Below are 26,387 nucleotides of genomic sequence, written 5' to 3' on the forward strand. Positions count from 1 at the left end.
CCACGAGCGCCGGCGCCGGGCGGGTGCCGCCGCCGAGGTGCGCACGCCCCGCGGCGGCCGCGGCCGCGCCGACGTGCTCGCCGACCTCGACGGGCAGGCCGACCTCGTGCTGGTCGACGCCCCCTGCACCGGGGCCGGCACCTGGCGGCGCAACCCCGACGCCAAGTGGCGCCTGCGGCCGGGCAGCCTCGCGACCCGGGTCGCCGAGCAGGCGGCGGTGCTCGACCGCGCCGCGCGCCTGCTCCGGCCGGGCGGGCGGCTCGTCTACGTCACCTGCTCGCTGCTGCCGGAGGAGAACGACGCGGCGGTGGCCGGGCTGCTGGCGCGCCGGGACGACCTCGCGGGCGCCGACCTGCCGGTGCCGGATACGCTCGCGCCGCATCTGCGCCGGATGCGGGCCGGCGTGCAGATGACCCCGGCCGTGACCGGCACCGACGGCTTCTACGTCGCGGCCCTGCGGCGCGGCGAGGGCGACGGGCCGGGCGCGGCGGCGTCACGATCGGTTCAGCCTGTTCCTTAAGCGGCCCGAAGGCGGCATCATCGACAACGGGGACGGGGAACGGACCGGGCGGATCGCGGATGAACGGGCATGGTGCTGGATCGTAGGGGATTGCTGACCGGCTTCGCCGCGCTCTCGGTCGGCCGTGCCGGTACGGAGGCCGTGGCGCAGGACGCCCCCCACCGCGAACCGCCCTCCGGCCCCGTGCCCCTGCCGGCGGGGGCGGCCGGCGCGGAGGTGATCCCGCTCTGGCCCGGCCTGCCGCCCGGCGGCGGCGGCCCCGACCCGTCGGACCCGTTCGACCAGAGCCGCGAGGGGGTGGTGACGGCGGTCGCCCGGCCCTGCCTGATCGCCCTGAGGCCGGCGCGCCCGAACGGCGCCGCGGTGGTGGTCGCCGCCGGCGGCGGCTACCGCCGCATCGATGTCGGCCACGAGGGCGTGCCGGTGGCGCAGTGGCTGACCTCGCTCGGCATCACCGCCTTCGTGCTGGTCTACCGCCTGCCCGGCGAGGGCTGGGGAGCGGCCGCCGACGCCCCGTTCCAGGACGCCCAGCGCGCCCTGCGGCTGGTGCGGGCGCGGGCCGGCCGCTACGGCCTCGATCCGGCCCGGATCGGCGGCATGGGCTTCTCGGCCGGCGGCCACCTGATGGGCTGGGCCTCGGCCTGCTTCGGCAAGACCGTCTACGAGCCGGTGGACGAGGACGACGCGGTCTCGGCCCGGCCGGACCTCTCGGCGCTGATCTACCCGGTCATCACCCTGAAGGCGCCGTTCGACCGCACGTCGAGCCGCCGGGTACTGGTCGGCGAGCGCCCGACCCCGGTGGCGACCGCGACCTACTCGGTCGAGCCGCACGTGCGCGACACGACGCCGCCGACCTTCCTGACCCAGGCGGCCGACGACCCGGTCGCGGTGGTCGACAACTGCCTGCTGATGTTCTCGGCCCTGCGCGCGGTCGACGTGCCGACCGAGATGCACCTGTTTGAGAAGGGCGGCCACGGCTTCAACCTCGGCGTGCCCGGCTCCCCCGCCGCCGCGTGGCCGGGCCTGTTCGCGACCTGGGCCCGGCGGCGGGGATTCTTGCGGGGATAGGCGGCGCGGCCCGTGGGCCGCACCGTCGGCCGAATTCAGTAGCAGCGACGCTCGCGCCGCACGACCACGCGCCCGAACGGGCCGCGCGAGCGCGTCACCACCGTCGTGCAGCGCGGGCCGCGGCGGACCACCCGCCGGGTGACGTACTGGGCCTGCGCGATCGCGGCCTCGGGCGCGAGGCCGGGGCCGGACACCGGCAGGGCCAGAGCGGGGGCGGCGGACAGGCCGGTGGCGGCCAGCACGGTCGCGGTGGCAAGGCCGAGGACGATGGCTCTCATGGGGAGGCTCCTGTCTTGAGGCGGGCCCCCTCACTCGCCCCGGTTGCGTGAACGGGCAGTTAACACCCGGTGCGAGCCCCCCGGCGAGCGCACCCTCTCCGCGGCCGGGGTCGAACATCGCCGACGTTCCCGCTCAACCTCCTGTGCGGCCAGGACAATTCTCGTGGGTAGGCCGAGCCGGCGCCCCCACAAGGCCATTGCACCGCCGCAGGGCGTCGTCTAACTCCTGGCGGCATGACGACCGAGCACGACAAGATCCTCATCATCGATTTCGGCAGCCAGGTGACCCAGCTCATCGCCCGCCGGGTGCGTGAGGAGGGGGTCTATTCCGAGATCGTGCCCTACCAATCCGCCGAGGCGGCGTTCCAGGCGATGAAGCCGCGGGCGGTGATCCTGTCGGGCGGCCCCGAATCGGTGACGATCGAGACCTCGCCGCGGGCGCCGCAGGGGGTGTTCGAGGCCGGCGTGCCGGTGCTCGGCATCTGCTACGGCGAGCAGACCATGGCGGCGCAGCTCGGCGGCGAGGTCGAGGGCGGCCACCACGCCGAGTTCGGCCGGGCCGAGGTCGAGATCATCGCCGACTCGGCGCTGTTCAGGGGCGTCTGGCACGTCGGCGAGAGCTACCCGGTCTGGATGAGCCACGGCGACCGGGTGACCAAGCTGCCGGACGGCTTCTCCACCATCGCGATCTCGCCCAACGCCCCGTTCGCCGCCGTCGCCGACGAGGACCGGCGGTTCTACGCGGTCCAGTTCCACCCCGAGGTGGCCCACACCCCGCACGGCGCCCTGCTGATCCGCAACTTCGTGCGCGACATCGCCGGCTGCACCGGCGACTGGTCGATGCGTGCCTTCCGCGACGAGGCAATCGAGCGCATCCGCGCCCAGGTCGGCTCCGAGAAGGTCCTGTGCGGCCTCTCCGGCGGGGTCGATTCGGCGGTGGCCGCGGTGCTGATCCACGAGGCGATCGGCGAGCAGCTCACCTGCGTGTTCGTCGATCACGGCCTGTTGCGGATGGGCGAGGCCGAGGAGGTGGTGCGGCTGTTCCGCGACCACTACAACATCCCCCTCGTCCACGTTGAGGCCCAGGACCTGTTCCTCGGCGAGCTCGCCGGCGTCACCGACCCGGAGGTCAAGCGCAAGACCATCGGCCGCCTGTTCATCGACGTGTTCGAGGCCGAGGCCAAAAAGATCGGCGGCGCGGCCTTCCTGGCTCAGGGCACGCTCTATCCCGACGTGATCGAGAGCGTGTCGTTCACCGGCGGTCCGTCGGTGACGATCAAGAGCCATCACAACGTCGGCGGCCTGCCGGCGCGCATGAACATGAAGCTCGTCGAGCCCCTGCGCGAGCTGTTCAAGGACGAGGTCCGGGTGCTCGGCCGCGAACTCGGCTTGCCCGACGCCTTCGTCGGCCGCCATCCCTTCCCGGGCCCGGGCCTCGCGATCCGCTGCCCCGGCGAGATCACCGCCGAGAAGCTCGAGGCCCTGCGCAAGGCCGACGCGATCTACCTCGAGGAGATCCGCAAGGCCGGGCTCTACGACACGATCTGGCAGGCCTTCGCGGTGATCCTGCCGGTGAAGACCGTCGGGGTGATGGGCGACGGGCGCACCTACGACCACGTCTGCGCGCTGCGCGCCGTCACCTCGGTCGACGGCATGACCGCCGACTTCTACCCCTTCGACATGGCGTTCCTGGGCCGGGTCGCGACCCGGATCATCAACGAGGTCAAGGGCATCAACCGGGTGACGTACGACATCACCTCGAAGCCGCCGGGCACGATCGAGTGGGAGTGATACGGTTTTCGGACGATTCGTTCCGAGATCCGGATCACCGCCCCGCGCGGCGTAGAGCGAAGCCGATGTCCGCGTCGCAGCGCGATTGCGCCGCAATCTCCACGATCCCGCAGGGATCGCCGAGCGATCAGCCGACAATCGCATGATCCCGGGGCCGCCTCCGGTCGCCCCGGTTCCCGCCTCATCGTAAGCCGATCCTGTCGCGCCAGCGTGTCTCGGTACCTGCATGGCACGGCTCGCGGCGCGCTCCGCTGCCGTCATCGGGACACCATCGCCCTCCTCAATGCGGAGGATACCCACCGCCGCGGCAGGTCGCAGCCGGGGTGTCGACTGCTATATTTGACGCTCCGTCAATCGATCTGTCTCTCACTCGCTCCTTCGGGCTCCCTCCGCGCCCTGTCGATCAGTCCGGTGGCGATTTTTCGCAATCATCGGGCAATTTCGGCTGATTTGCATCGTTCCGTCATGGCCGGTACGTTGAACCGTCCGGCATGGCTGCTTCGGCTGGGACGAAGGTCCGCCGTTTCGACCGACGCATGTCCGACCACAACAAACGATCAGGAGGCCGGCCGTCCGCGGAACGGCGAGGGAGGATACCAGGCATGTCGATCGCGCCCGAACCGCGTCAGCTCTACATCGCCTGGGCGCGCTACCAGAGACGCCCCGAAGCCATGAAGGACGCTCTCAACTTCGACCTGCACTACATCTACCTCGAGCGCTACCATGGCAGCCGGATCCGGACGATCCTCCGGTACGTGCTGTCGAGCATCCTGACGTTCCGGATCGTCGTCCAGGCCGATCCGGACATCGTCTGGTACCAGTCGCCGCCCGGCCTGATCGCCCACGTCCTCGTCCTGGCCCGCCTGTTCACCTCGCGCCGGTTCAAGATCGTCGCCGATCTGCACAACGCGGCCCTCAGCAAGCGCCGCTGGCGCCTGCTGCCGGGCGCGACCTACCTGCTCAACCGCTCCGACGCGGTCGTCGTCCACAACGACACGCTCCTCGAGACGGTGAAGGCGCAGGGGATCCTGTCGCCGCCGGTGGTCGTGCTGAACGACCTGCCGCCGCCGGTGCGGACGGCGACGGCGCAGTCCGGCGGCGGCCGCCCGCTGATCGTCATGCCGGCCTCGCTCGCCAAGGACGAGCCGCTGGAGATCGTCGCCGAGGTGGCGCGGCTGTGCCCGGATTTCGATTTCGTCGTGACGAGCGGACGGGGCCTGCGGCCGTCGGACGAACTGGCCAGCGCCGGCCCGTCCAATCTCTCGTTCCCGCCCTTCCTTCCGATCCGCGACTACGACGCCCTGCTGGCGCGGGCGACCGCGATCCTGGCCATCACCCGCTTCGACGGCATCCAGCTCAGCGCCGCCACGGAGGCGATCGCGTTCGGCAAGCCGCTCGTCATCAGCGACACCGAGGTGCTGAAGCGGCTGTTCGGCCGGGCGGCGATCGTCACCGAGAACACGCCGGAGGCCATCGCCGCCGCCTGCGCTTGCGCCGTCTCGGAACCGGACCGCTATGCCTCCCTCGCCCGGGCGTTGCGGGACGATGCGGGCCGCCGGCAGCGCTGGGACGCCCAGGCCCGCCGGCTCATGTCCCACCTGCAGCCGGGGCTGCAGGCCCTCAGCCCGGCATCGCCCCGGCGGTGAGCCGGCGCCAGCGCAGGACGAGCAGGGTCGCCACCACGAACAGCCCGGCGCAGAACCCGGTCCAGATGCCGTAGCCCTCGTACCCCGCCCCCCAGGCGAGGCCGGCGCCGAGCGGCACGCCGAGGCCCCAGTAGCCGCCGATCGCGATCCACATCGGCACCCGGGTGTCCTGCAGTCCGCGCAGCATGCCAAGCGCCACCGACTGCACCCCGTCGGCGACGGCGAACAGCGCGGCGAAGCCGATGAAGGCCACCGCCACCGGCAGCACCGCGGCGTTGGCCGCCTCGCCGAGATCGAGGAACAGGCCGGTCAGGGCGGCCGGGATCGCGAACTGGGTCAGGGCGCACAGCGTCATGAACGCGAAGGCGAGCCCGAGCGCCACCAGTCCCGCCCGGCGCACGCCGGCGGCGCTGCGCCGCCCGAAGGCCAGCCCGACCCGCACGGTGGCGGCCTGGGCGACGCCGTTCGGCACCATGAAGCAGAACGCCGCGATCTGGATCGCCACCGCGTGGGCGGCGAGCTGGCTCGCACCGAACAGCCCCATGCCGAGCGCCGCCGCCTCGAACAGGCCGGCCTCGGCCAGCCCGGTGGCGGCGATCGGCAGGCCGAGGCGGAAGACCCGCCGCAAGAGCGCCGGATCGAAGCGCCAGACCCCGTGCAGAAGCCGGTAGCGGTGCAGGCGGCGGTCGCCCAGCACCACGGTCGCGAGCAGCGCGAGGCTGAACGCCGCCGAGACCACGGTCGCGAGGCCGATCCCGGCCATGCCGAGGCCGCGCCCCGCCGGGAAGGCGAGCCACAGGCCGAGCGCGATGTTGAGCGGCAACGCCGCGAGGCTCGCGACGAGCGCCCAGCCCGGCCGTTCCAGCGCCGCCAGGGCGCCGCGCAGGGCCATGAACAGCAGCGCCGGCCACATCGCCCATTGCAGGACGCGCATGTACGCGCCCGCCGCCTCGGCGAGCGCCGGCGGCTCGCCGATCGCCGCGAGGAGCGGGCCGGAGAACCAGAGCAGCGCCATCATCGGCACCGACACGAGGGTCGCGGCCCAGATCCCGGCGCGCAGGGTGCGGCGCACGGCGTCGGTCTCGCCGCCGTCGCGCCCGCGCGCCTCGGCGATCAGCGGCGCCACCGTGCCGGTCAGGCCGAGGCCGGCGATGAACAGGATGAAGTAGAGCCCGTGCGCCAGCGTCGCCGCGGCGAGCGGTCCGGCGCCGAGGCGGCCGAGCATCACCGTGTCGGCCAGGATCAGGCCGTGCTGGGCGAGGTTGATGAGGACGAGCGGTCCGGACAGCGCCAGGGTGGCGCGCAGTTCCCGGAGCCAGAGACGGTGCAACGGGGCCCTGTCCCGCGCGGGGTGTCCCGCGAGGTCGAGTGCCGGCATGGGATGAACTCTCTGATTCGCGAACGGCCGCGGTCACGATGCGGCGGAGGGCGCGCTTGTAGACCGGCAGCGCGTCAGAACCATGTCGCGGGTTCGGGCGCCGTCCCGGTTCTCGCGAGGCCAGCCAGGATAAATTTTCCTATAGAATCAAGCGCGGGGTCCCCTCTCCCGAGTGGGAGAGGGGTAGGGGCGATCGGAGATCGCGCAGGGTGGCTCGGCCAAAGGATAAGGCACTCAAGGTTGAGCTGCGCAGCTCAACGCATGGTTCTCTATTCTGAACCCGAGCCACCCTCACGCGGGCCGCAGGCCCGTGCGGGATCTTCGATCCCCCGGCCCCTCTCCCACTCGGGAGAGGGGAGAGGCGCCCTATCTTTCCTCGGACGGCCCGCTCACCGCCCCGCCGGCAGTTCAATCCACCGCGGTCCCCGACATCTCGGCCTTCGTGTAGCGCTGCTGCTCCTCCATCACGAGGCCGCCGAGTTCGCGCTTGAGGGCGTTGAACTCGGCCGAGGCCGAATCGCGCGGGCGGGGCAGCGAGACGGTGATGTCGCGCTTGAGGCGGCCGGGCCGGTAGGTCATCACCAGGATGCGGTCGGCGAGGTAGATCGCCTCCTCGATCGAGTGCGTGACGAACACAATCGTCTTGCGGTACTCGGCCCAGATCCGCAGCAGCTCGTCCTGGAGGGTGCGCCGGGTCAGGGCGTCGAGCGCCCCGAACGGTTCGTCCATCAGCATCACCGGCGGATCGAGGGCGAGGATGCGCGCGATGGCGACGCGCTGGCGCATGCCGCCCGAGAGATCCTTCGGGAAGCGCGCGCGGAAATCCGACAGGCCGAGGGTCGCGGCGATGCGCGCGACCGTCGCCTCGGCCTCGGCCCGCCTGACGCCCTTGATGTCGAGGCCGAAGCGGATGTTCTGTTCCACCGTCATCCAGGGGAACAGCGCGTATTCCTGGAACACCATGCCGCGGTCGGGGCCGGGCTCCGTCACCGGGCGCGTGCCGATGCGGATCTGCCCCTCCGAGAGCGGCGAGAATCCCGCGATGGCGTTGAGCAGGGTGGACTTGCCGCAGCCGGACGGCCCGAGCAGGCAGACGAACTGGCCGGCCGGAATCGTCGCGGTCACATCCTCCAGCGCCACCACGGCCTTGTCGCCGGACCCGAACACCTTGCGGGCGCTGGTGACCGTGATCTCGGCGTCCGAGGACGGGCGGGCGGCGGGCGCGGCCGGGGCGGGCCGGGCGGGAGCGAGGGTCGACGTCATGGGTCAGCGCTCCAGGCCGCGGTGCCAGCGCAGAAGGTGGTCGTTCAGGCGCGACATCGCCGAGTCGATCAGCAGGCCGAGCACGCCGATGGTCAGCATCCCGCCGATGATCTTGTCCGACCACATGTATTCCCGCGCCTCGAGGATGCGGTAGCCGAGCCCGTCCGAGACCGCGATCATCTCGGCGACGATGACCACGATGAAGGCGGTGCCGATGCCGATCCGCATGCCGGCGAGCACGAACGGACTCGCCGCCGGCAGGATCACCCGCCGGAACAGCGTCCACGGGTTGGCACCGAGGTTGCGCGCCGCGCGGATGTAGATCGAATCGACCTGCCGCACCCCCGCGATGGTGTTGACCAGCACGGGGAAGAAGGTGCCGAGCGCGATCAGGAACAGGGCCGGCGGGTTGCCGAGGCCGAACCACACGATCGCCAGCGGGATGTAGGCGATCGGCGGGATCGGCCGCAGGATCTGCAGCAGCGGGTTGGTGAGGGCGTAGAGCCGGTCGCTCGTGCCCATCAGCAGCCCGACCGGCAGCGCCAGACCGGCGCCGATGGCGAAGCCGGCGAGAACCCGGCCGAGGCTCGCCACCGCGTCGTGCGGCAGCTCGCCCGACAGCATCCAGGACAGGTAGCTCTGGCTCGCCGGGTCGTAGGGCAGAGCCGGGACGAGGCTGTTGAACCAGCGCACCGCGACGGCGCTCGGCGGCGGCAGGACCACCGCCGAGAACAGGCCGGCGCGGCTGGCGAGTTCCCACACGATCAGCAGGCCGATCGGCAGGAGGGCGCCGCGCAACGTGGAGAGACGAGCCGCCATGGTCAACTCCGGATCGAGGGGCGGTTCAGTTCGTCTTCATTCCGGCCTTGGCCTTCTCCAGCAGGTCGAGCTTGACCCACTCGGCGTCGCTCTTGGGCGGGTTGACCATCTTGCCGAGGCCGAACTTGTGCATCAGGTCCGCGGTGATCTGCATATGGCCGGGCGGCATGTCGTAGGTGAAGTTCGCGTTGTCCATCGCGTCCTTGTAGTCCTGGGCTGAGAGCTGGCCCTTGAACACCTGCTCGCGCACGTACTTCTCGGCGATCTCCGGCTTCTCGATGAAGGTGCGGGTCGCCTCGACGAACAGCTTCAGCACCCGGGCGGCGACGTCCGGCTTCTCGGTGTACATCTTCTCGGTCATCACCAGCGGGCGATAGGGAATGCCGGCCGGCGTGTCGTAGGGCTTGACGATCTCGTACCCCCAGCCCGAGCTGATCGCCTGGGTCGATTGCGGCTCGCTTTGGCAGATCACGTCGACGTATTTCTGCGCCAGCGCCTGGTTCAGGTCGGCGTAGTTGTTGAAGTAGATCAGTTGCACGTCCTTGCCGGGCCGGTCCGACCAGGTCAGGCCGTGCTTGTCGAGTTCGGCGAGCAGCAGCAGGTCCTGGGTGCCGCCGCGCACCGTGGCGACCTTCTTGCCCTTCACGTCGGCGAGCGACTTGGCGCCGAGGTCGGGCCGGCCGAGGATGCGCGCGCCGCCATTGGCGAAGCCGGCCACCACGACGATCTTGACCCCGTTGCCGCGGGCCGCCACCGCGCCGTCGGCGCCCGAGGCCGAGATGTCGATCTGGTCGACCGCCATCGCCGGGTAGATGTCGGCGCCCTTGGCGAAGACCTTCTCGTCGATCTTGAGGCCGAACTTCGGGGCGATCTCCTTCATGTAGGAGATGGCGCCGTAATGGGCGAACTTGAGGTTGCCGAGCCGGACGAGATCCTGGGCGAGAGCGGGCGCCGTCAGGGCGGCGAGCGTGGCGGCCACGGCCGCGATCCGCGTGAGCATGGGTGTCCTCCGTCGACTTTCGTCTCGTTGCGCCCGTCGGCGTTCTGGCTCGACCTTGTGCCGCATGTCGGCCAAAGGTCTAGTCCCGGAGCGCGACCGGTGCGGCCGTTCGGGATAAGACTTTAGACGCGCGGATGAGGGGGGACGGCGAATCGTGAGCAGGGGCGAGGAGAGGATCAGCCGGGTGGCCGTGGTCGGCTGCGGCACCGTGGGGGCGAGCTGGGCCGCCCTGTTCGTGGCCCACGGCCTCGACGTCGCGGCGACCGACCCGGCCCCCGACGCCGAGGAGCGGCTGCGGACCTTCGTCGCCGGCGCGCTCGACCAGCTCGCCGGCTTCGGCCTGACCGGACGAGGCCGCCTGGATTTCGTGCCCGCGATGGCCGACGCCCTCGACGGCGCCGGGTTCGTGCAGGAGAACGCCCCCGAGGACGAGGGCTTCAAGCGCTGCCTGCTCGCCGAGATCGACCGGGCGCTGCCCCCGGACGTGCTGGTCGCCAGCAGCACCTCGGCGCTGGTGCGCAGCCGCATCGTCGCCGACTGCGCGACGCCGGAGCGGGTGCTCGTCGCCCACCCGTTCAACCCGCCCCACCTCGTGCCGCTGGTCGAGATCGTCGCCGGCACGCCGGAGGCCGCCGCGCGGGCAAGCGCCTTCTATGCCGGGCTCGGCCGGCGGCCGGTGGTGCTGCGCCGGGAGATGCCGGGCCACATCGCCAACCGCCTCGCCTCGGCGCTCTACCGCGAGGCGGTCCACCTCGTCGCCGAGGGGGTGGCGAGCGTCGCCGACATCGACGCGGCGCTGTGCAACGGTCCCGGCCTGCGCTGGGCGCTGATGGGCCCGCACATGACCTACCATCTCGGCGGCGGCGAGGGCGGCATCGCCCACTACCTCGCCCATCTCGGGCCGAGCCAGGAGCGCCGCTGGGCCTCCCTCGGGACGCCGTCCCTCACGCCCGAGGTCCAGGCGGCGATCGTCGCGGGGATCGCCGAGGAGGCGGCCGGCCGCCCGATCGCCGAGCTGGAGGCCCGCCGCGACCGGGGCCTGATCGCGGTCCTCACATCCCGCACCGAGGTCGCGGCGGACGCCGCGCCGACGCCGCCCGCGCCGGGCGCCGGAGACCCCGCATGACCGCCCCCGTCATCCTCGCCGTCGCGCCCAACGGCGCCCGCCGGACCAAGGCCGACCACCCTGCCCTGCCGATCACGCCCGACGAGATCGGCCGCGAGGCCGCGCGCTGCCGCGAGGCCGGGGCCGCGATGATCCACCTGCACGTCCGCGACGCCGAGGAGCGCCACAGCCTCGACGTCGAGCGCTACCGCGCCGCTGTCGCGGCGGTCCGGCGCGAGGCCGGGGCGGCGATGATCTGCCAGGTCACCACCGAGGCGGTCGGCCTCTACGCCCCGGCCGAGCAGATCGCCGCCATGGAGGCGCTGCGGCCCGAGGCGTTCTCGGTCGCGGTGCGCGAACTCTTCGCCGCGCCGGAGGACGAGGCGCCCGCCGCCGCCTTCCTGGCCGGACAGGCGAAGGCCGGAGCCCTGGTTCAGCACATCCTGTACGATGCCGGCGACGTCGCCCGCTTCCAGGGCCTCGTCGCCCGCGGGCTGATCCCGCTGGAGCGCGCGAGCGTGCTGTTCGTCCTCGGGCGCTACACGGCGGGGCAGCAATCCGACCCGGCCGACCTGCTGCCGTTCCTCACGGCCTGGAACTCGGGCCACCACCTCGACCTGCCGTGGTCGCTCTGCGCCTTCGGCCGGCGCGAGGCCGCCTGCATGGTCACGGCCGCCGCGCTGGGCGGGCACGCCCGGATCGGCTTCGAGAACAACCTCCTGCGCCCGGACGGCGGCCCCGCGACCGACAATGCCGGCCAGATCGCCGGGGTCGCCGCCCTCCTGCGCGGCCTCGGCCTCGCGATCGCGGAGCCCGAGGCCGCGCGCCGGCTGATGGCGGGCGAGGGATAGGGTGTCGGGCGCGCCGGGTTCCGCCGCGACCGGTCGACAGAATGTCGCAGCATCTTGCGGCGCAGCATCGTCGTTCCCATCCTGGCAACCGTGACGGCATTCTGGACCATTCTCGCCCGGCGCGGCGTCGCGGCCCTTCTCGGGTTCGCCGCCCTGCTGCTCGCCGTCTCGGCCGCCCAGGCCGGGCAGGGTCGGGTCGAGCCCGTGCTGCGCGCCGCAACGCCCACGACCCTCGCCAGCCTGCATCCGTCGCGCCCGGCCAAGCTGCCGCTCCAGGTCGTCGCCGCCCCCGGGGGATTCGACGGCCCGCGCCACGAGGCCGAGGGCATCGCCGGGGCCGGCCTGATGCCGGCCGCGGCCTCGGCCGACCGCCGCGCGGCGGTCCTGCTCCCCCCGCGCCGCCTCGGCCGCAGCGGCGCACCCGGTCTCCCGCTGCACGAACGGCCACCCAAGACCGCCTCCTGACGCGCCGGCCGCCCCGCGCCCGATCCGTATTCCGGCCCGGACCTCGCCGCGATGCCGGCACGCTCGTCATGCTGCCGTGCCGCAGCCGGACCGCCGGTCGGCGCAACGGTGCCGGGGGCTGCCCCAGCGTCGCCCGGCCGCTATGCTGCCGCCGGCCTGCGTGACACATTCCTCCCTCATCATGCCTCCCTCATCATGCGCCGTGCGCGGCCGATCCGGCCCGCGGCGCGCAGGAGCAAGACCTGACCGTGACGCATCGTCGAGTCGCCACCGGAGCCCTGCTGCTCCTCGCCTTCACCCTCGCGGCCTGCAACCCGACCCAGAAGACGGCGGCGCCGGTCGAGGCGCCGCCGCCGGAGGTCAGCATCGTCACGGTGAAGGAGCAGCCGATCCCGTTCATGCGCGAGCTGCCGGGCCGCGTCGCGCCGATGCGGATCGCCGAGGTCCGCGCCCGCGTCGCCGGCCTCGTGGTCAAGCGCACCTTCCAGCAGGGCAGCCAGGTCAAGGAAGGCGACATCCTCTACAAGATCGACCCGATGCTGTTCCAGGTCGAGCTCGACTCGGCCGAGGCCGCCCTCGCCCGCACCGAGGCGGCGCTCGTCCTCGCCCGCCAGCAGGCCGAGCGCCTCGAGACGCTGCTGTCGCGCCAGACCGCGAGCCAAGCCCAGTACGACGCCGCCTCCGCGGCCCAGAAGCAGGCTGAGGCCGAGGTCGCCGGCGCGAAGGCGAACCGCGACCGCGCCCGGCTCAATCTCGGCTACACCGACGTGCGGGCGCCGATCTCCGGCCGCATCGGCCGCGCCCTCGTCACCGAGGGCGCGCTGGTCGAGCAGGGCGGCGCCAGCAACCTCGCGACGATCCAGCAGCTCGATCCGATCTACGTCGACATCACCCAGTCGGTCGGCGAGCTGAACAAGCTGCGCCGCGACCTCGCCAGCGGCGAGCTCGCCAGCATCGCCCCCGACACCGCCAGCGTGCGCGTCGTGATGGACGACGGCTCGCTCTATCCCGAGCCGGGCCGGCTGCTGTTCTCCGACGTCACCGCCGACCCGAGCACCGGGCAGGTGACCCTGCGCGCCGTGCTGCCCAACCCGTCCAACGAGCTGTTCCCGGGCATGTACGTCCGCGCCCGCATCAACCAGGGCATCGATTCCGACGCTATCGCGGTGCCGCAGCAGGCGGTCCACCGCTCCACCGACGGCCGGGCCGAGGTCTGGATCGTCGGCGAGGGCGACAAGGTCATGCTCCAGCCGGTCGAGGTCGGCCCGGTGGTCGACGGCCTGTGGGTGATCCGCGAGGGCCTCAAGCCCGGCGACCGGGTGGTGACGGAAGGCTTCCAGAAGATCGTCGCCGGCACCCGCGTCGCCCCGATGCCGTTCCAGACCGCCGCGGTGACTCCCGGCGCGACCGGAGCCGGGACGCCCGCCGCGCCCGAGCCGGCGCCGGCCGCCGTCTCCAAGGCTCAGTGAGGAGGCGACCCCGTGGCCAGTTTCTTCATCGACCGTCCGGTCTTCGCCTGGGTCGTCGCGCTGTTCATCTGCCTCGGCGGCGCGCTGACGATCCCGATGCTGCCCATCGCGCAGTACCCGATCATCGCCCCACCCTCGATCGCCCTGTCCACCGCCTATCCGGGCGCCTCGGTCGAGGACCTCTATACCGGCACGACGCGCCTCATCGAGGACGAGCTCAACGGCGCGGCCAACATCCTGAGCTTCGAATCGGCGAGCGACTCGTTCGGCGTCGTCGAGATCACCGCGACCTTCCAGCCCGGCACCGATCCCGGCTACGCCTCGGTCGAGGTGCAGAACCGCATCAAGCGCGTCGAGGCGCGCCTGCCGGCGGAAGTGCGCCAGCAGGGCATCCTGGTCGAGGAGGCCTCGGCCGCGACCCTCAACATCATAACGCTGGTCTCCACCGACGGCTCGATGGACGAGGTCGCCCTCGGCGACTTCCTGATCCGCAACGTCATCAACGAGATCCGGCGCATCCCCGGCGTCGGCCGCGCCACGCTGTACTCGACCGAGCGCTCGCTGCGGGTGTGGACCGACCCCGACAAGCTGCGCGGCCTGTCGCTCAACGCCTCCGACGTGACGAAGGCGATCCAGAACCAGAACGTCCAGATCGCCTCGGGCGCGGTCGGCGCGCAGCCGAGCCCGACGACCCACGCGGTCAACTTCCCGATCGTGGTCAAGGGCCAGATGCGGGCGCCGGAGGAGTTCGGCGCCATCGTGCTGCGGGCCAATCCCGACGGCTCCAACGTGCGCCTGCGCGACGTCGCCCGGATCGAGCTCGGCGGCGAGGACTACAAGTTCACCACCCGCCTCAACGGCGGCGAGGCGGCGGGCATCTCGGTGACGCTCGCCCCCGACGGCAACGCCATCGAGACCGCCAAGGCGATCCGCGCCAAGATGGAGGAGCTGTCGCAGTTCTTCCCGTCCACCGTGAAGTGGGACATTCCCTACGACATCACCCCGGCGGTGGACGCCTCGATCCACAAGGTCATGATGACCCTGATCGAGGCGGTGGTGCTCGTCTTCATCGTGATGTTCCTGTTCCTGCAGAACATCCGCTACACCCTGATCCCGACGATCGTGGTGCCGATCGCGCTGTTCGGCACCTGCACGGTGATGCTGCTGTCGGGCTTCTCGATCAACGTGCTCACGATGTTCGGCATGGTGCTGGCGATCGGCATCCTGGTCGACGACGCGATCGTCGTCGTCGAGAACGTCGAGCGGATCATGAACGAGGAGGGCCTGCCGCCGAAGGAGGCCACCCGCAAGGCGATGACCCAGATCACCGGGGCGATCATCGGCATCACGCTGGTGCTGATCGCGGTGTTCATCCCGATGGCGTTCTTCCCCGGCTCGGTCGGCATCATCTACCGCCAGTTCTCGATCGCGATGGTGACCTCGATCGCCTTCTCGGCCTTCCTGGCGCTGTCGCTGACCCCGGCCCTGTGCGCGACCCTGCTGAAGCCGATCGAGAAGGGCCACGGCCACGCCAGGGGTGGCTTCTTCGGCTGGTTCAACCGCATCGTCGACCGGGAGACCGCCCGCTACGCCCGCGGGGTGCAGTGGTCGATCGCCAAGGCCGGCCGGATGATGGCGATCTACCTCATCCTCGTCGCCGGCGTGGCCTGGGCCTTCGTGCGCCTTCCCGAGGGCTTCCTGCCGGTGGAGGACCAGGGCTTCTTCACCGTCGACATCCAGACGCCGCCCGGCTCGTCGTTCAACCGCACCCTCGCGGCGGTGAAGGCGACCGAGAAGCATCTGGTGGCCCAGCCCGGCGTCGCCACGGTGACGATCGTCAACGGGTTCTCGTTCTCGGGCCAGGGCCAGATGACCTCGCAGGCCTTCGTCACCCTGAAGCCGTGGTCGGAGCGCGGAGCGGACCAGTCCGCCGCCGCCCTGGTGGCCGGCACCAACAAGGCGCTGGGCGGCTACAAGGACGCGACGATCCAGGCGCTCGAACCGCCGCCGATCGACAACCTCGGCAACGCCTCGGGCTTCAGCTTCCGCCTCCAGGACCGGGCGCAGAAGGGCTATTCCGCCCTGATGGCGGCGCAGGACCAGTTGCTGTCCCTCGCCCGCAAGAGCCCGATCCTCAAGAACGTCTACGTCGAGGGCCTGCCGCCCGCGCCGCAGGCGGAACTCGTCATCGACCGCGAGAAGGCCGCGGCGCTCGGCGTCAGCTTCGAGGACATCAACGACACGATCCAGGTCAATCTCGGCTCGGTCTACACCAACGACTTCCCCAACCGGGGCAAGATGCAGCGGGTGATCGTCCAGTCCGAGCAGCTCCAGCGCCTCAACGCCGCCGACCTGCTGAACTACGGCGTGAAGAACGCCCAGGGCACGATGGTGCCGATGTCGTCCTTCGCCGACCTGAAGTGGAGCGTCGGCCCGGCCCAGATCATCGGCTTCAACGGCTACCAGTCGGTGCGCATCACCGGCGAGCCGGCGGCCGGCTACACCACCGGCGACACCCTCGCCGAGATGGAGCGGCTGATGACCCAGCTGCCGAAGGGCTTCGGCTACGCCTGGACCGGCCAGTCGCTGCAGGAGAAGGAGGCCGGCTCGCAGGCGACCCTGCTGTTCGCCCTCTCGATCGTGGTGGTGTTCCTGTGCCTCGCCGCGCTCTACGAGAGCTGGTCGATTCCGTTCTCGGTGATGCTGGTGATCCCGCTCGGCGTGATCGGCTCGGTCGTCGCCGTGATGCTGCGGGGCATGCCGAACGACGTCTACTTCAAGATCGGCCTCATCACGATCATCGGCCTGTCGGCGAAGAACGCGATCCTCATCATCGAGTTCGCCAAGGACCTGTGGCGACCCGGAACGCGCCTCGTCGACGCCACGGTCGAGGCGTCGCGCCTGCGGTTCCGGCCGATCGTGATGACCTCGCTCGCCTTCATCTTCGGCGTGGTGCCGCTCGCCATCGCGACCGGCGCCGCCTCGAAGAGCCAGCAGGCGATCGGCACCGGCGTGATGGGCGGCATGATCTCCGCGACGGTGCTCGCGGTGATCCTGGTGCCGGTGTTCTTCGTGGTGGTGATGCGGCTGTTCCAGCGCCGTCGGGTGCGGGAGGAGGACGGGCTGCCGCCGGCACCCGCCCCGGTCCGGGTGCCGGAGCCGGCGCACGGTCACTGAGCGAGAGGAGCGGGCCCTGCGGGGCCCGCTCTACGTTTCGGCCCCGGCGCGCGTCAGCGGCCGCCCGCCCCCTCGTCCCAGACGCTCCAGCGGAACACCTCGGTGCCGGCGCCGTCCACCACCCGCACCGCCTCGGCCGGCGGCCCGGTGCGCTGCGGAACCCGGGCGCGGCGGAAGGCGCGCAGCGCCCGCTCCCGCGCCGTCTCGGCGGTGGCGCGCACCGAGATGCGCTGCATCACCCCGCCGGGGCCGGTCTCGTCGGGGCCGAGGATGTCGATGTGGAAGGTCTCGCGCAAATCGGGTCGCTCCGTGCCGGGCGGCCCCTAGCATGACAGGCGCGTCAGGTCTTCAGCACCGGCTCGGCCACGTCGCCGCCCCCGCGCCGGGCGAGGTATTCCGGCTGAAAGAGGCACATCCGGACCGCGTCGCGGTACTTGCCGTTGACGAAGAACTCGTCGCGCAGGATGCCCTCGGTCTGGAAGCCGCAGCTCTCGTAGATCCCGACCGCGCGCCGGTTGTCCTTGTCGACGTGCAGGTACAGCTTGTGGATGTTGAGCACGCTGAACGCGTAGTCGATCGCGATCCGGGTCGCCCTGTTGGCGTAGCCGCGACCCTGATGCGCGGGGTGGATCGCGATCTGGAACTCGCAGCTCCGGTGGAGGTGGTTGATCTCGACCAGCTCGACCAGGCCGACCCGCTCGTCGCTCGGCGAGGCGACGATGAAGCGCCGCTCGGTCTGGTTGTGGATGTTGCGCTCGTAGAGCTGCGCCAGCTCGGCGAAGGACTCGTAGGCCTCCTCGAACCAGTAGCGCATGATGCTGTCGTTGTTGTTGAGCTGGTGGACGAAGAGCAGATCCTCCCGCTCCAACGGCCGCAGCTTGATATTGGATGGCATTCCGGTTCCCGCTCCGCGGTTCAGCGGCCGACCTTATGCCCGATCCGGGCGCGGCGAAATCACCCGGTTAGCCGTCCTCCTCGCTCAGCAGCGTCGCCAGCCGGTCCCACGCCTCGGCGAGGCGCTCGACGTCCGTCCGCAGCGCGTCGAGCGCGTCCGCGGCCTCGGGAAACGCCGCCCGGTCGGCGTCGCCGACGGCCGGCACCGCCTGCCGCAACCCGACGAGCTGGTTGCGCAACTGGCCGCGCAACGCCCGCAGGCGCTGGCGCCCGGCCTCCCCCGGCAGCGCGTCGACCGGGTCGGCCTCCCCGACGAGGTGCAGCCGGGACGGCCCCTGGCGGGTCACGGCGTCCTCGCGGGTCGGGTTCGGAGCATGGCGGTCCCCTCTCGGTCGCTGCGTCTCCCGGGCAGGATCGCCGAGGCGCGACAACCGGCGCTTAAGCCGATCGCTCGAATGCGAGCGACGTCCGCGCCGCCGCAACATCCGCCACAATGCGGTGGCAGTGGCCGCTCCTCCCGCGCGTCGCGGGCGGACCGACCCCCGGGGCCAGAATGGTGTTTCGCACGCATGCGATGCTCGGCGCGGCCTGCCTCGCGGCCCTGCTGCGGCCCCTGCCCGCCTCGGCCCTGCCCAAGCATCTGACGCCGGTCCCCGCGCCGACGCTCGCCCGGATGGGCGAACTCGGCCTCGCCGCCTCGGCGCCGATCCTGATGCGGGCGTTCAAGAAGGAATCCGAGATCGAGGTGTGGAAGCGCGCGGCCGGCGGGCGCTACGTCCTGCTCAAGACCTTCCCGATCTGCCGCTGGTCGGGCCAGCTCGGTCCCAAGACGAAGACCGGCGACCGGCAGACGCCGGAGGGGTTCTATCCGGTCGCGGCGCGGCTGATGAACCCGAACTCGCGCTACTTCCTGTCGTTCGACGTCGGCTATCCCAACGCCTACGACCGGGCGCATGGCGGCACCGGCTCGGCGGTGATGGTCCACGGCACCTGCTCGTCGGCCGGCTGCTTCGCGATGACCGACCGGCAGGTCGGCGAGATCTACGCGCTGGCCCGCGACGCCTTCGCGGGCGGTCAGGCCGCGTTCCAGTTCCAGTCCTACCCGTTCCGGATGACGGCGCAGAACCTCGCCCGCCATCGCACCGACCCGAACCTCGCCTTCTGGCGCCAGCTCAAGGAGGGGTCCGACCGCTTCGAGGCGACCGGGCAGGAGCCGGCCGTGACGGTGACCGGCGGCCGCTACGCCTTCGCGCCCTACGCCGATCCCGAGATCGAGGCGCAGGCCGCCGCCCGCCTCGGCGAGGAGAGCGCCCGCACCGCCGCCCTAGTCGGCCAGGGCATCGAGGCGGTGCGCACGACCTATTCCGACGGCGGCCAGCACGCGACCTTCGCGGCGCTGCTGCGCAAGGGCGCGGTCCTCGGCGAGGTCAGCCGCCCCGAGGCCCTCGCCTTCGCGGGCCTCGAGGTGGTGCAGATCCCGGCCCGCCGCCGCCCGGTCCTCGTCGCCGAGACGCCGCGCCCGGTGCCCCTGCCGGTGATCGAGACCGAACCGTCGCTGTTCGCCCGGACGCCCCTGGCCGAGGGCCCGACCCGGCTCACCCTCGCCGGCTCCGCGATGCCCGCGAAACCGCTCTTCGCGGCCGCGAGCCCGATGCGGTTCGTGCCGGTGCAGACGGCGCAACTGGTGACCTCGGGTTTCGAGGGCCGCTGACACGATTTCACTGAAGAATCGTCCGGAACCCGGCTCGTACGATTTTCGGAAGCAAGCTTCCGAAAATCGTCTCACACGTCGAGGTTGGCCACGTTCAGCGCGTTCTCCTGGATGAACTCCCGGCGCGGCTCGACCACGTCGCCCATCAGCTTGACGAACAGGTCGTCGGCGTCGGTGGTGTCCTTGATCTTCACCTGGAGCAACGAGCGGATCTCGCGGTCGAGGGTGGTCTCCCAGAGCTGCTGGGCGGTCATCTCGCCGAGCCCCTTGTAGCGCTGGAGCTGGAGCCCCTTGCGGCCGAGAGCCATCATGGCGTCGAACAGCGCCACGGGGCCGTGCAGCACCATCTCCTCGCCGCGGCGGATCATCGTCGCGGGGGCGTCGTAGATCTCCCGCAACGCCTCGGCGCGCTCGTCGAGGCGGCGGGCCTCCTGCGAGTTGATGAGCGCCTCGTCGAGCACCGCGACCTGCTTCACCCCGCGCAGGGTGCGCGACAGGACGTAGCCGCCGTCGCGGGCCTCGCCTTCCCAGCCCTGCTCGATCTCGTCGGCGATGCCGTTGAGGCGCCGGGCGATCTGGTCGGCGATCACCTCGGCCTCGGCGGCGTTCTCGGCCACCGCCGGGCGGAGCGCCCCGGCGATCGCCGCCTGCTCGACCACGACCCGGTCGTAGCGCGAATGCAGCCCGTGCAGGATGCCGCGGACCGAGCGCGCCTCCTCGACCAGCGCCTTGAGCTGGGCGCCGCCGAACTCGGTGCCGCTGGCCAGCCGCAGCGTCGCGCCCTCGATGCCGCCGCCGATGAGGTAGTCCTCCAGCGCCCGGTCGTCCTTGAGGTAGATCGCGGTCTTGCCCTTCTGCGCCTTGTAGAGCGGCGGCTGGGCGATGTAGAGGTGCCCGCGCTCAATCAGTTCCGGCATCTGGCGGAAGAAGAACGTCAGCAGCAGCGTGCGGATGTGCGAGCCGTCGACGTCCGCGTCGGTCATGATGATGATGCGGTGGTAGCGCAGCTTGTCCGGGTTGAAAGCGTGCGAGCCGTCGCGGCCGATCCCGGTGCCGAGCGCGGTGATGAGCGTGCCGATCTCCTGGCTCGACAGCATCTTGTCGAGGCGAGCGCGCTCGACGTTGAGGATCTTGCCGCGCAGGGGCAGCACCGCCTGGAAGGTGCGATCGCGGCCCTGCTTGGCCGAGCCGCCGGCCGAATCGCCCTCGACCAGCAGGATCTCGCACTTGGATGGGTCGCGCTCCTGGCAATCGGCGAGCTTGCCGGGCAGCGAGGCGATGTCGAGGGCGCCCTTGCGGGTGGTGAGGTCGCGGGCCTTGCGCGCCGCCTCGCGGGCGGCCGCCGCCAGCGCCACCTTGGCGGCGATGGTGCGGGCCTCGCTCGGATGCTCCTCGAGCCAGGTGCCGAGCGTCGCGTTCATCACGCCCTCGACCGCCGGGCGCACCTCCGACGAGACGAGCTTGTCCTTGGTCTGCGACGAGAATTTCGGGTCGGGCACCTTCACGGAGACCACCGCGGTCAGGCCCTCGCGGCAATCCTCGCCGGTGAGCGCGACCTTCTCCTTCTTGGTCACGCCGCTCGACTCGGCGTAGCCGGTGATCTGGCGGGTGAGCGCGGCGCGGAAGCCCGCCAGATGGGTGCCGCCGTCGCGCTGCGGGATGTTGTTGGTGAAGCACAGCACGTTCTCGTGGAACGTGTCGTTCCACCACAAGGCGACCTCGACGCCGATGCCGTCGCGCTCCTGGCGCAGCACGATCGGCGCCTCGATCTGCGCCTCCTTGGCCCGGTCGAGGTAGCGCACGAACGCCTCGACGCCGCCCTCGTAGACGAGCTCGTCGCGCTTGTGCTCGGCGTGGCGCGCGTCGGTCAGGACGATGCGCACGCCAGAATTGAGGAAGGCGAGCTCGCGCAGGCGCTTCTCCAGGGTGCCGTAGTCGAACTCGACCATCGTGAAGGTGGCGGGCGAGGGCAGGAACGTCACCTCGGTGCCGCGCCGGTCGCCGGCCGGGCCGACCACCGCGAGCGGCGCCACCGCGTCGCCGTGGTTGAATTCCATCGCGTGCTCCTGGCCGCCGCGCCAGATCCGCAGGCGCAGCCACGTCGAGAGCGCGTTGACCACCGAGACGCCGACGCCGTGCAGGCCGCCCGAGACCTTGTAGGAGTTCTGGTCGAACTTCCCCCCGGCATGGAGCTGGGTCATGATGACCTCGGCCGCCGACACGCCTTCCTCGGTGTGGATGTCGGTCGGGATGCCGCGGCCATTGTCGGAGACGGTGCAGGAACCGTCGGCGTTGAGGGTGACGGTGACGAGGGTGGCGTGGCCGGCCAGGGCTTCGTCGATGGCGTTGTCGACCACCTCGTAGACCATGTGGTGCAGGCCCGACCCGTCGTCGGTGTCGCCGATATACATGCCCGGCCGCTTGCGCACCGCGTCGAGGCCCTTGAGGACCTTGATCGAGTCGGCGCCGTAGGTGTCGTTGCTGAGGTCGCGGGCGGGTTCGGCCATGGTAATTCCCGGGGAGGCGGGCGCGCGGACCGGCCGGTCCGGGCGCGCCTGCGCGTGTCTCTGGTCAGAAGACGGAGATAAGCATTCCGCCTTGAAATTGCATCGTTTTCGGGCGGCGAAACGGCCGCCCGGACGGACTTTTCGCCGCCCCGGCGGGCATCATCGTCAGATCTCGTTAAGGATCCGCGAAGACCCGCCGGACGCAGGCTCCCGTCAGCCCTGCACGCCGCCGCGGCTGGCCTCGTCGAGGCGGGCCACCGCCGCCGGATCGAGGCGCAGGCGCGCGCCGGCGATCAGGTCCTCGGCCTGCGCCACCGAGGTCGCGCTGGCGATCGGCGCGGTCAGGCCCGGCCGGGCGATGAGCCAGGCCAGGGCGACGTGGGCCGGTTTGGCGCCGTGGTCGGCGGCCACCGCGTCGAGGGCGTCGAGCAGCGCGAAGCCCTTCGGGGTGAGGTAGGGCGTGACCCGGTTCTCCCGCGCGCGGCCGGCGGCGGAGCCGGCGTCGCGGTACTTACCGGTCAGGAAGCCGGCTGCGAGGGAGAAGTACGGGATGACGCCGATTCCCTCGCTCCGGCACAGCGGCTCCAGCTCCGCCTCGTAGCCGGCGCGGTTGGCGAGGTTGTATTCCGGTTGCAGGCACTCGTAGCGCGGCAGGCCGGCGCGGGCCGAGACGTCGAGCGCCTCGCGCAGCCGGGCGGCGGAGATGTTCGAGGCGCCGATCGCCCGCACCTTGCCGGCGCGGATCAGGTCGTCGTAGGCGCGCAGGGTCTCCTCGAACGGCGTATCGGGGTCGTCGACATGCGACTGGTACAGGTCGATCCGGTCGGTGCGCAGCCGGCGCAGCGAGTCCTCGACCGACCGGGCGATGTAGGCGGCCTTGAGCCCCTTGCGGCCCTCGCCCATGTCCCAGCCGACCTTGGTGGCCAGCACCACGCGGTCGCGGTTGCCCCGCGCCGCGATCCAGTTCCCGAGCACGGTCTCGGATTCGCCGCCCTGATGGCCCGGCACCCAGCGCGAATAGGCGTCGGCGGTGTCGATGAAGCCGAGGCCGGCCTCGGCGAGGCGGTCGAGGATCGAAAACGAGGTCGCCTCGTCGGCGGTCCAGCCGAGCACGTTGCCGCCGAAGCAGAGCGGCGGGACCGACAGGCCGGAACGGCCGAGCGGACGCAGGTCCATCGAGAAACTCCCTATTGCAGGAACGGGTTGGTCAGGCGCTCCTGGCCGAGCGTGCTGGTCGGCCCGTGGCCCGGGATGAACGCCACGTCGTCGCCGAGCGGCAGCAGCTTGGTCTTGATCGCGTCGATCAGCGCCGCGTGGTCGCCGCCGGGCAGGTCGGTGCGGCCGATCGAGCCGCGGAACAGCACGTCGCCCATCTGGGCGAAGCGGGCGTCGCGGCTCACCAGCACGACGCTGCCGGGCGAGTGGCCGGGGCAGTGCAGCACGTCGAAGGTCAGTTCGCCGACCGTGACGGTGTCGCCCTCGTTCAGCCAGCGGTCGGGGGTGACGACCTCGGCTCCGTCGATGCCGTAGGCGGCGCCGGTCTCCGGCAGCCTGTCGAGGAGTGGCCGGTCGGCGGGGTGCGGCCCCTCGACCGGCACGCCGAGGCGGCGCTTCAGCTCGGCCGCCCCGCCGGCATGGTCGATATGGCCGTGGGTGAGCAGGATCTTCTCCACCGTGATCCCGGCCTGCCGGATCGCCGCCTCGATCCGGTCGAGGTCGCCGCCGGGATCGACCACGGCGCCGCGCCGGGTGGCGTCGCACCACAGCAGGGTGCAGTTCTGCTGGAACGGCGTCACCGGAACGATGGCGGCGCGGGGCGTGCTCGGCATGGGAGATCCGGGTTGGTGGCGTCGGCGCCGGTTGTAGCGCGCGCCACCGCCCGTGCCCATAGCATCCGGATCTCGTGCGAATCAGCCGGGCTCCCCGGCCTCGGCCGCCGGGCCGACCTCCACGAGGTTGACGCCGTGGGCCGCGCACAGGCTGCGCAGCGGCTCGGAGGGCAGCGCGTCGGTGACGAAGTCGTCGAGTTCGCCGAGATGGCCGACCCGGATCGGCGCCGCGCGCTCCAGCTTGAGCTTGTCGGCGACGAGCACGACCCGGCGGGCGTTCTCGATGATCGCCCGCGCCACCTCGACCTCCCGGTAGTCGAAATCGAGCAGGGTGCCGTCCTCGTCGATCGCCGAGGCGCCGATCACCGCGAAGTCGACCTTGAACTGCTTGATGAAGTCGACCGCCGACGAGCCGATCACCGCCCCGTCGGCGCGGCGCACCGGGCCGCCGGCGACGATGAGGTTCATCGACGGGTGGCGGTAGAGCAGCGTCGCGACGTTGAGGTTGTTGGTGATGACGAGCAGGTCCTCATGGTTGCCGAGCGCCCGGGCGACCTCCTCGGTGGTGGTGCCGATGTTGATGAACAGCGAGGCGCGGTTGGGGATCAGGCCGGCGGCGGCGATGCCGATCGCCCGCTTCTCGGTCTCGGCGACGAGGCGGCGGGCCTCGTAGGAGACGTTGCGCACCCCCGAGGTGACGATGGCGCCGCCGTGGATGCGCGACAGCAGCCGGCCCTCGCACAGCTCGTTGAGGTCCTTGCGGATCGTCTGCGGCGTCACCTCGAACCGGGCGGCGAGATCCTCGACGCTCACCCGTCCCTGCGCCCGCGCGAGGGCGAGGATGTCCTGCTGGCGCTGCGAAATCTGCTCGATCACGTCGCTCGATCCGTTCCCGGGCGCATTGTCGGCGCCCGGGCCCGGCGGCGCAATCGGCCCGGCGCGGCGATCAAGCGGTCTTTCGGATGGGAGCGGGTTCGAGAGGCCGAATGTCCGCCCTGGAGTTAAAGTCACGGACGTGACTGCCGGCGCCCGAAAGTTTGTTTGACCCTTGATCCAAAGAACACCCGCCCCTTTCCCGGACGACTGAAACGAAGTGGAAGGAGATCCGGGATCCAGCACAATAAGTCGCAAAGCGTCAATGCGCAGCGACAGTGCTGACAGACTGAGCCGCTTCGCGGCACATCTGACGTCTGGATCCCGGATCTCCTTCCGCTGACGCTCCAGTCGTCCGGGAAAGGGGTGCCCCGCGCGGTCAATATGATGAACGGATACTCAGAACCGACTCTGACGCCAAGTCATCAACCAGGGAGCGATCACCGCGCCTCGGGGCAGCCCTCGGGCCGCGGCACCAGCGCGGGCTGCGGCGCCGGCCGGGCGGCGCGCAGAGCGTCCCAGGCGTAGAGCGCCAGCGCGATCCAGATCAGCCCGAACAGCGCCAGCCGCACCGGGGTCAGGGTCTCGCCGTAGACCAGGACGCTGAGCAGCAGCAGGCAGCTCGGGGCGAGGTACTGCATCAGGCCGAGCGTCGAGAGCTTCAGCCGGGAGGCGGCGCTGGCGAACCAGATCAGCGGCACCGAGGTGCTGAGCCCGGTCAGCGCCAGGAGGCCCCAGTCGCGCGGGCCGGCATTCCCGGTGCCGGCATCCGCGAGGGTGAGGTAGGCCAGGGCGGCGGGGAGCAGCACGATGGTCTCGACGCCGAAGCCGAGGATCGGGTCGACCGGCACCAGCTTGCGGATCAGGGCGTAGACCGCGAAGGTCACCGCGAGGGTGAGCGCGATCCACGGCAGGGTGCCGGCGGCGATGACGACGCCGACGACCGCGGCCGTCGCGAGCGCGACCGCCGCCGCCTGGCGGGGCCGCAGGCGCTCGCCCAGGAAGGCCGCGCCGAGGGCGACGCTGACCAGCGGGTTGATGAAGTAGCCGAGGCTCGCCTCCAGCATCCGCCCGTTCTGCACCGCCCACAGGTAGAGCGACCAGTTCGCCGCGATGATCGCCGCCGAGAGCGCCAGCAGCCCGTGCCGGCGCGACAGCCGCACCGGGCCGCGCCGGCGATGCAGGACGGCGAGCAGCAGCACGACGAACAGGCTCGACCACGCGATGCGGTGGGCCAGGATGGTCCAGGGCGGCAGGCCGTCGAGCAGGCGGAAATGCACCGGGACCACGAGGCCCCAGCTCAGGTAGGCGCCGAGCGCGTAGATCACACCCACCGGAGATCCTCCCGCGGACGCCCGCAGGCCGGTCTCGTCGCGGCGCGTTCGCGTCCCTGCGCCCGCAGGCGCCCCGCCGCTTGTGCCCCAGGACGCAGGCCGGGGTTACCGCGCGCGGCACGGGACCGCCATCCGCGCCGCGCATGACCGCCGTGGAGCGGTCTGGCTTCGCCGCTGACGTTCCGTTAAAAGAACGCCGCCGACGACGAGGGCGTTTTAACGAACGTCCGCCCCGACGAATCAGAGAGCGCAGCCGTGACGCAGACCCTCTTCTCCCTGCCGAAGGACAAGATCCGGGTGCTTCTGCTGGAAGGCATCAACGACAGCGCGGCGTCGCTGTTCACCGCCGCCGGCTACACCAACGTCACCCGCCTGCCCAAGGCCCTCGACCCCGCCGCCCTGCACGACG

Annotated in this window: 22 protein-coding genes and 2 pseudogenes; 11 read left to right on the plus strand and 13 right to left on the minus strand. The window is 71.4% G+C overall.

Annotated elements, in window-relative coordinates; translation table 11 throughout:
- Together EOE48_RS27060 and EOE48_RS27065 are read left to right on the plus strand one after the other, a co-directional pair.
- Positions 1–520, plus strand: a pseudogene (locus tag EOE48_RS27060) (MFS transporter); the annotation flags it as partial.
- A gap of 69 nt (positions 521–589) precedes the next feature.
- Positions 590–1,588, plus strand: a complete 999-nt coding sequence (locus EOE48_RS27065; protein WP_127733992.1) for an alpha/beta hydrolase — start codon at positions 590–592, stop codon at positions 1,586–1,588.
- A gap of 35 nt (positions 1,589–1,623) precedes the next feature.
- Here the strand turns inward: EOE48_RS27065 and EOE48_RS27070 are convergent, their stop codons facing one another.
- On the minus strand, positions 1,624–1,866 hold the full coding sequence (locus tag EOE48_RS27070) for a hypothetical protein (RefSeq protein ID WP_127733993.1): 243 nt from the start codon (positions 1,864–1,866) through the stop codon (positions 1,624–1,626).
- A 234-nt stretch (positions 1,867–2,100) separates the two neighbouring features.
- Between EOE48_RS27070 and guaA the strand changes: the two genes are divergently transcribed.
- Together guaA and EOE48_RS27085 are read left to right on the plus strand one after the other, a co-directional pair.
- Positions 2,101–3,657 carry a glutamine-hydrolyzing GMP synthase gene (gene guaA / locus EOE48_RS27075; protein ID WP_127733994.1) on the plus strand — a complete coding sequence of 519 codons (1,557 nt, stop codon included), beginning with the start codon at positions 2,101–2,103 and terminating at the stop codon, positions 3,655–3,657.
- A 602-nt stretch (positions 3,658–4,259) separates the two neighbouring features.
- Positions 4,260–5,303, plus strand: coding sequence for a glycosyltransferase family protein (locus tag EOE48_RS27085; protein ID WP_187371566.1), 1,044 nt, complete (start codon positions 4,260–4,262; stop codon positions 5,301–5,303).
- Here EOE48_RS27085 and EOE48_RS27090 read toward each other — a convergent pair.
- From EOE48_RS27090 to EOE48_RS27105, 4 genes are all read right to left on the minus strand, one after another.
- Positions 5,278–6,681 carry an MATE family efflux transporter gene (locus tag EOE48_RS27090; protein WP_127733997.1) on the minus strand — a complete coding sequence of 468 codons (1,404 nt, stop codon included), beginning with the start codon at positions 6,679–6,681 and terminating at the stop codon, positions 5,278–5,280. The genes EOE48_RS27085 and EOE48_RS27090 overlap by 26 nt on opposite strands.
- Positions 6,682–7,089: 408 nt before the next feature.
- Positions 7,090–7,944, minus strand: a complete 855-nt coding sequence (locus EOE48_RS27095) for an ABC transporter ATP-binding protein (protein ID WP_127733998.1) — start codon at positions 7,942–7,944, stop codon at positions 7,090–7,092.
- Positions 7,945–7,947: 3 nt separating this feature from the next.
- Positions 7,948–8,763, minus strand: coding sequence for an ABC transporter permease (locus tag EOE48_RS27100; RefSeq protein WP_127733999.1), 816 nt, complete (start codon positions 8,761–8,763; stop codon positions 7,948–7,950).
- Between the two features lie 25 nt (positions 8,764–8,788).
- The gene (locus EOE48_RS27105; protein WP_127734000.1) at positions 8,789–9,763 is read right to left on the minus strand and encodes an ABC transporter substrate-binding protein; all 975 of its coding nucleotides are present in this window, start codon (positions 9,761–9,763) and stop codon (positions 8,789–8,791) included.
- Positions 9,764–9,917: 154 nt separating this feature from the next.
- On the opposite strand from EOE48_RS27105, the gene EOE48_RS27110 reads away from it, so the two are divergent.
- The 5 genes from EOE48_RS27110 (at position 9,918) to EOE48_RS27130 (ending at position 16,830) form a co-directional block, all read left to right on the plus strand.
- Positions 9,918–10,889: a 3-hydroxyacyl-CoA dehydrogenase NAD-binding domain-containing protein gene (locus EOE48_RS27110; RefSeq protein ID WP_127734001.1), complete on the plus strand. Its 972-nt coding sequence runs from the start codon at positions 9,918–9,920 to the stop codon at positions 10,887–10,889.
- The gene (locus EOE48_RS27115; RefSeq protein ID WP_127734002.1) at positions 10,886–11,719 is read left to right on the plus strand and encodes a beta-keto acid cleavage family enzyme; all 834 of its coding nucleotides are present in this window, start codon (positions 10,886–10,888) and stop codon (positions 11,717–11,719) included. Before EOE48_RS27110 ends, EOE48_RS27115 begins: the two co-directional genes overlap by 4 nt.
- A 90-nt stretch (positions 11,720–11,809) precedes the next feature.
- Positions 11,810–12,184, plus strand: a complete 375-nt coding sequence (locus tag EOE48_RS27120; RefSeq protein ID WP_127734003.1) for a hypothetical protein — start codon at positions 11,810–11,812, stop codon at positions 12,182–12,184.
- Positions 12,185–12,432: 248 nt separating this feature from the next.
- A complete protein-coding gene (locus tag EOE48_RS27125) occupies positions 12,433–13,653 on the plus strand; it encodes an efflux RND transporter periplasmic adaptor subunit (protein ID WP_127734004.1) in 1,221 nt (406 codons plus the stop codon).
- Positions 13,654–13,665: 12 nt separating this feature from the next.
- Entirely contained in the window at positions 13,666–16,830 is a 3,165-nt protein-coding gene (locus EOE48_RS27130) for an efflux RND transporter permease subunit (protein WP_127734005.1), read from the plus strand.
- A 53-nt stretch (positions 16,831–16,883) separates the two neighbouring features.
- Here EOE48_RS27130 and EOE48_RS27135 read toward each other — a convergent pair whose 3' ends face one another.
- From EOE48_RS27135 to EOE48_RS27145, 3 genes are all read right to left on the minus strand, one after another.
- Positions 16,884–17,126 carry a hypothetical protein gene (locus tag EOE48_RS27135; RefSeq protein WP_127734006.1) on the minus strand — a complete coding sequence of 81 codons (243 nt, stop codon included), beginning with the start codon at positions 17,124–17,126 and terminating at the stop codon, positions 16,884–16,886.
- A 44-nt stretch (positions 17,127–17,170) separates the two neighbouring features.
- A complete protein-coding gene (gene speG, locus EOE48_RS27140; protein WP_127734007.1) occupies positions 17,171–17,725 on the minus strand; it encodes a spermidine N1-acetyltransferase in 555 nt (184 codons plus the stop codon).
- Between the two features lie 67 nt (positions 17,726–17,792).
- A complete protein-coding gene (locus EOE48_RS27145; protein WP_127734008.1) occupies positions 17,793–18,071 on the minus strand; it encodes a hypothetical protein in 279 nt (92 codons plus the stop codon).
- Between the two features lie 206 nt (positions 18,072–18,277).
- Here EOE48_RS27145 and EOE48_RS27150 point away from each other — a divergent pair, with 206 nt between their 5' ends.
- Positions 18,278–19,435, plus strand: a complete 1,158-nt coding sequence (locus EOE48_RS27150; RefSeq protein WP_127734009.1) for a L,D-transpeptidase family protein — start codon at positions 18,278–18,280, stop codon at positions 19,433–19,435.
- A gap of 71 nt (positions 19,436–19,506) precedes the next feature.
- On the opposite strand, the gene gyrB is transcribed toward EOE48_RS27150, so the two are convergent.
- From gyrB to rarD, 5 genes are all read right to left on the minus strand, one after another.
- Positions 19,507–21,942: a DNA topoisomerase (ATP-hydrolyzing) subunit B gene (gene gyrB / locus EOE48_RS27155; protein ID WP_127734010.1), complete on the minus strand. Its 2,436-nt coding sequence runs from the start codon at positions 21,940–21,942 to the stop codon at positions 19,507–19,509.
- Positions 21,943–22,155: 213 nt separating this feature from the next.
- On the minus strand, positions 22,156–23,118 hold the full coding sequence (locus EOE48_RS27160) for an aldo/keto reductase (RefSeq protein ID WP_127734011.1): 963 nt from the start codon (positions 23,116–23,118) through the stop codon (positions 22,156–22,158).
- A gap of 11 nt (positions 23,119–23,129) precedes the next feature.
- The gene (locus tag EOE48_RS27165) at positions 23,130–23,771 is read right to left on the minus strand and encodes an MBL fold metallo-hydrolase (protein WP_127734012.1); all 642 of its coding nucleotides are present in this window, start codon (positions 23,769–23,771) and stop codon (positions 23,130–23,132) included.
- Between the two features lie 81 nt (positions 23,772–23,852).
- Positions 23,853–24,644 carry a DeoR/GlpR family DNA-binding transcription regulator gene (locus EOE48_RS27170; RefSeq protein ID WP_187371567.1) on the minus strand — a complete coding sequence of 264 codons (792 nt, stop codon included), beginning with the start codon at positions 24,642–24,644 and terminating at the stop codon, positions 23,853–23,855.
- A 440-nt stretch (positions 24,645–25,084) separates the two neighbouring features.
- Positions 25,085–25,978 (minus strand): EamA family transporter RarD, encoded by an 894-nt coding sequence (gene rarD, locus EOE48_RS27175; RefSeq protein ID WP_127734014.1) that lies wholly within the window; start codon positions 25,976–25,978, stop codon positions 25,085–25,087.
- A gap of 255 nt (positions 25,979–26,233) precedes the next feature.
- Here rarD and EOE48_RS30125 point away from each other — a divergent pair.
- Positions 26,234–26,387, plus strand: a pseudogene (locus EOE48_RS30125) (phosphoglycerate dehydrogenase); the annotation flags it as partial.

Source organism: Methylobacterium oryzihabitans (assembly GCF_004004555.2).
In the GTDB taxonomy this organism is placed as follows: Bacteria; Pseudomonadota; Alphaproteobacteria; order Rhizobiales; family Beijerinckiaceae; genus Methylobacterium; species Methylobacterium oryzihabitans.

What these genes read in the sequence shown, in the direction of transcription:
- EOE48_RS27065 (WP_127733992.1), top strand. Translation starts at nt 590, where the DNA reads ATGGTGCTGGATCGTAGGGGATTGCTGACCGGCTTCGCCGCGCTCTCG.
- EOE48_RS27070 (WP_127733993.1), bottom strand. Translation starts at nt 1,866, where the DNA reads ATGAGAGCCATCGTCCTCGGCCTTGCCACCGCGACCGTGCTGGCCGCC.
- guaA (WP_127733994.1), top strand. Translation starts at nt 2,101, where the DNA reads ATGACGACCGAGCACGACAAGATCCTCATCATCGATTTCGGCAGCCAG.
- EOE48_RS27085 (WP_187371566.1), top strand. Translation starts at nt 4,260, where the DNA reads ATGTCGATCGCGCCCGAACCGCGTCAGCTCTACATCGCCTGGGCGCGC.
- EOE48_RS27090 (WP_127733997.1), bottom strand. Translation starts at nt 6,681, where the DNA reads ATGCCGGCACTCGACCTCGCGGGACACCCCGCGCGGGACAGGGCCCCG.
- EOE48_RS27095 (WP_127733998.1), bottom strand. Translation starts at nt 7,944, where the DNA reads ATGACGTCGACCCTCGCTCCCGCCCGGCCCGCCCCGGCCGCGCCCGCC.
- EOE48_RS27100 (WP_127733999.1), bottom strand. Translation starts at nt 8,763, where the DNA reads ATGGCGGCTCGTCTCTCCACGTTGCGCGGCGCCCTCCTGCCGATCGGC.
- EOE48_RS27105 (WP_127734000.1), bottom strand. Translation starts at nt 9,763, where the DNA reads ATGCTCACGCGGATCGCGGCCGTGGCCGCCACGCTCGCCGCCCTGACG.
- EOE48_RS27115 (WP_127734002.1), top strand. Translation starts at nt 10,886, where the DNA reads ATGACCGCCCCCGTCATCCTCGCCGTCGCGCCCAACGGCGCCCGCCGG.
- speG (WP_127734007.1), bottom strand. Translation starts at nt 17,725, where the DNA reads ATGCCATCCAATATCAAGCTGCGGCCGTTGGAGCGGGAGGATCTGCTC.
- EOE48_RS27150 (WP_127734009.1), top strand. Translation starts at nt 18,278, where the DNA reads ATGGTGTTTCGCACGCATGCGATGCTCGGCGCGGCCTGCCTCGCGGCC.
- gyrB (WP_127734010.1), bottom strand. Translation starts at nt 21,942, where the DNA reads ATGGCCGAACCCGCCCGCGACCTCAGCAACGACACCTACGGCGCCGAC.
- EOE48_RS27160 (WP_127734011.1), bottom strand. Translation starts at nt 23,118, where the DNA reads ATGGACCTGCGTCCGCTCGGCCGTTCCGGCCTGTCGGTCCCGCCGCTC.
- EOE48_RS27165 (WP_127734012.1), bottom strand. Translation starts at nt 23,771, where the DNA reads ATGCCGAGCACGCCCCGCGCCGCCATCGTTCCGGTGACGCCGTTCCAG.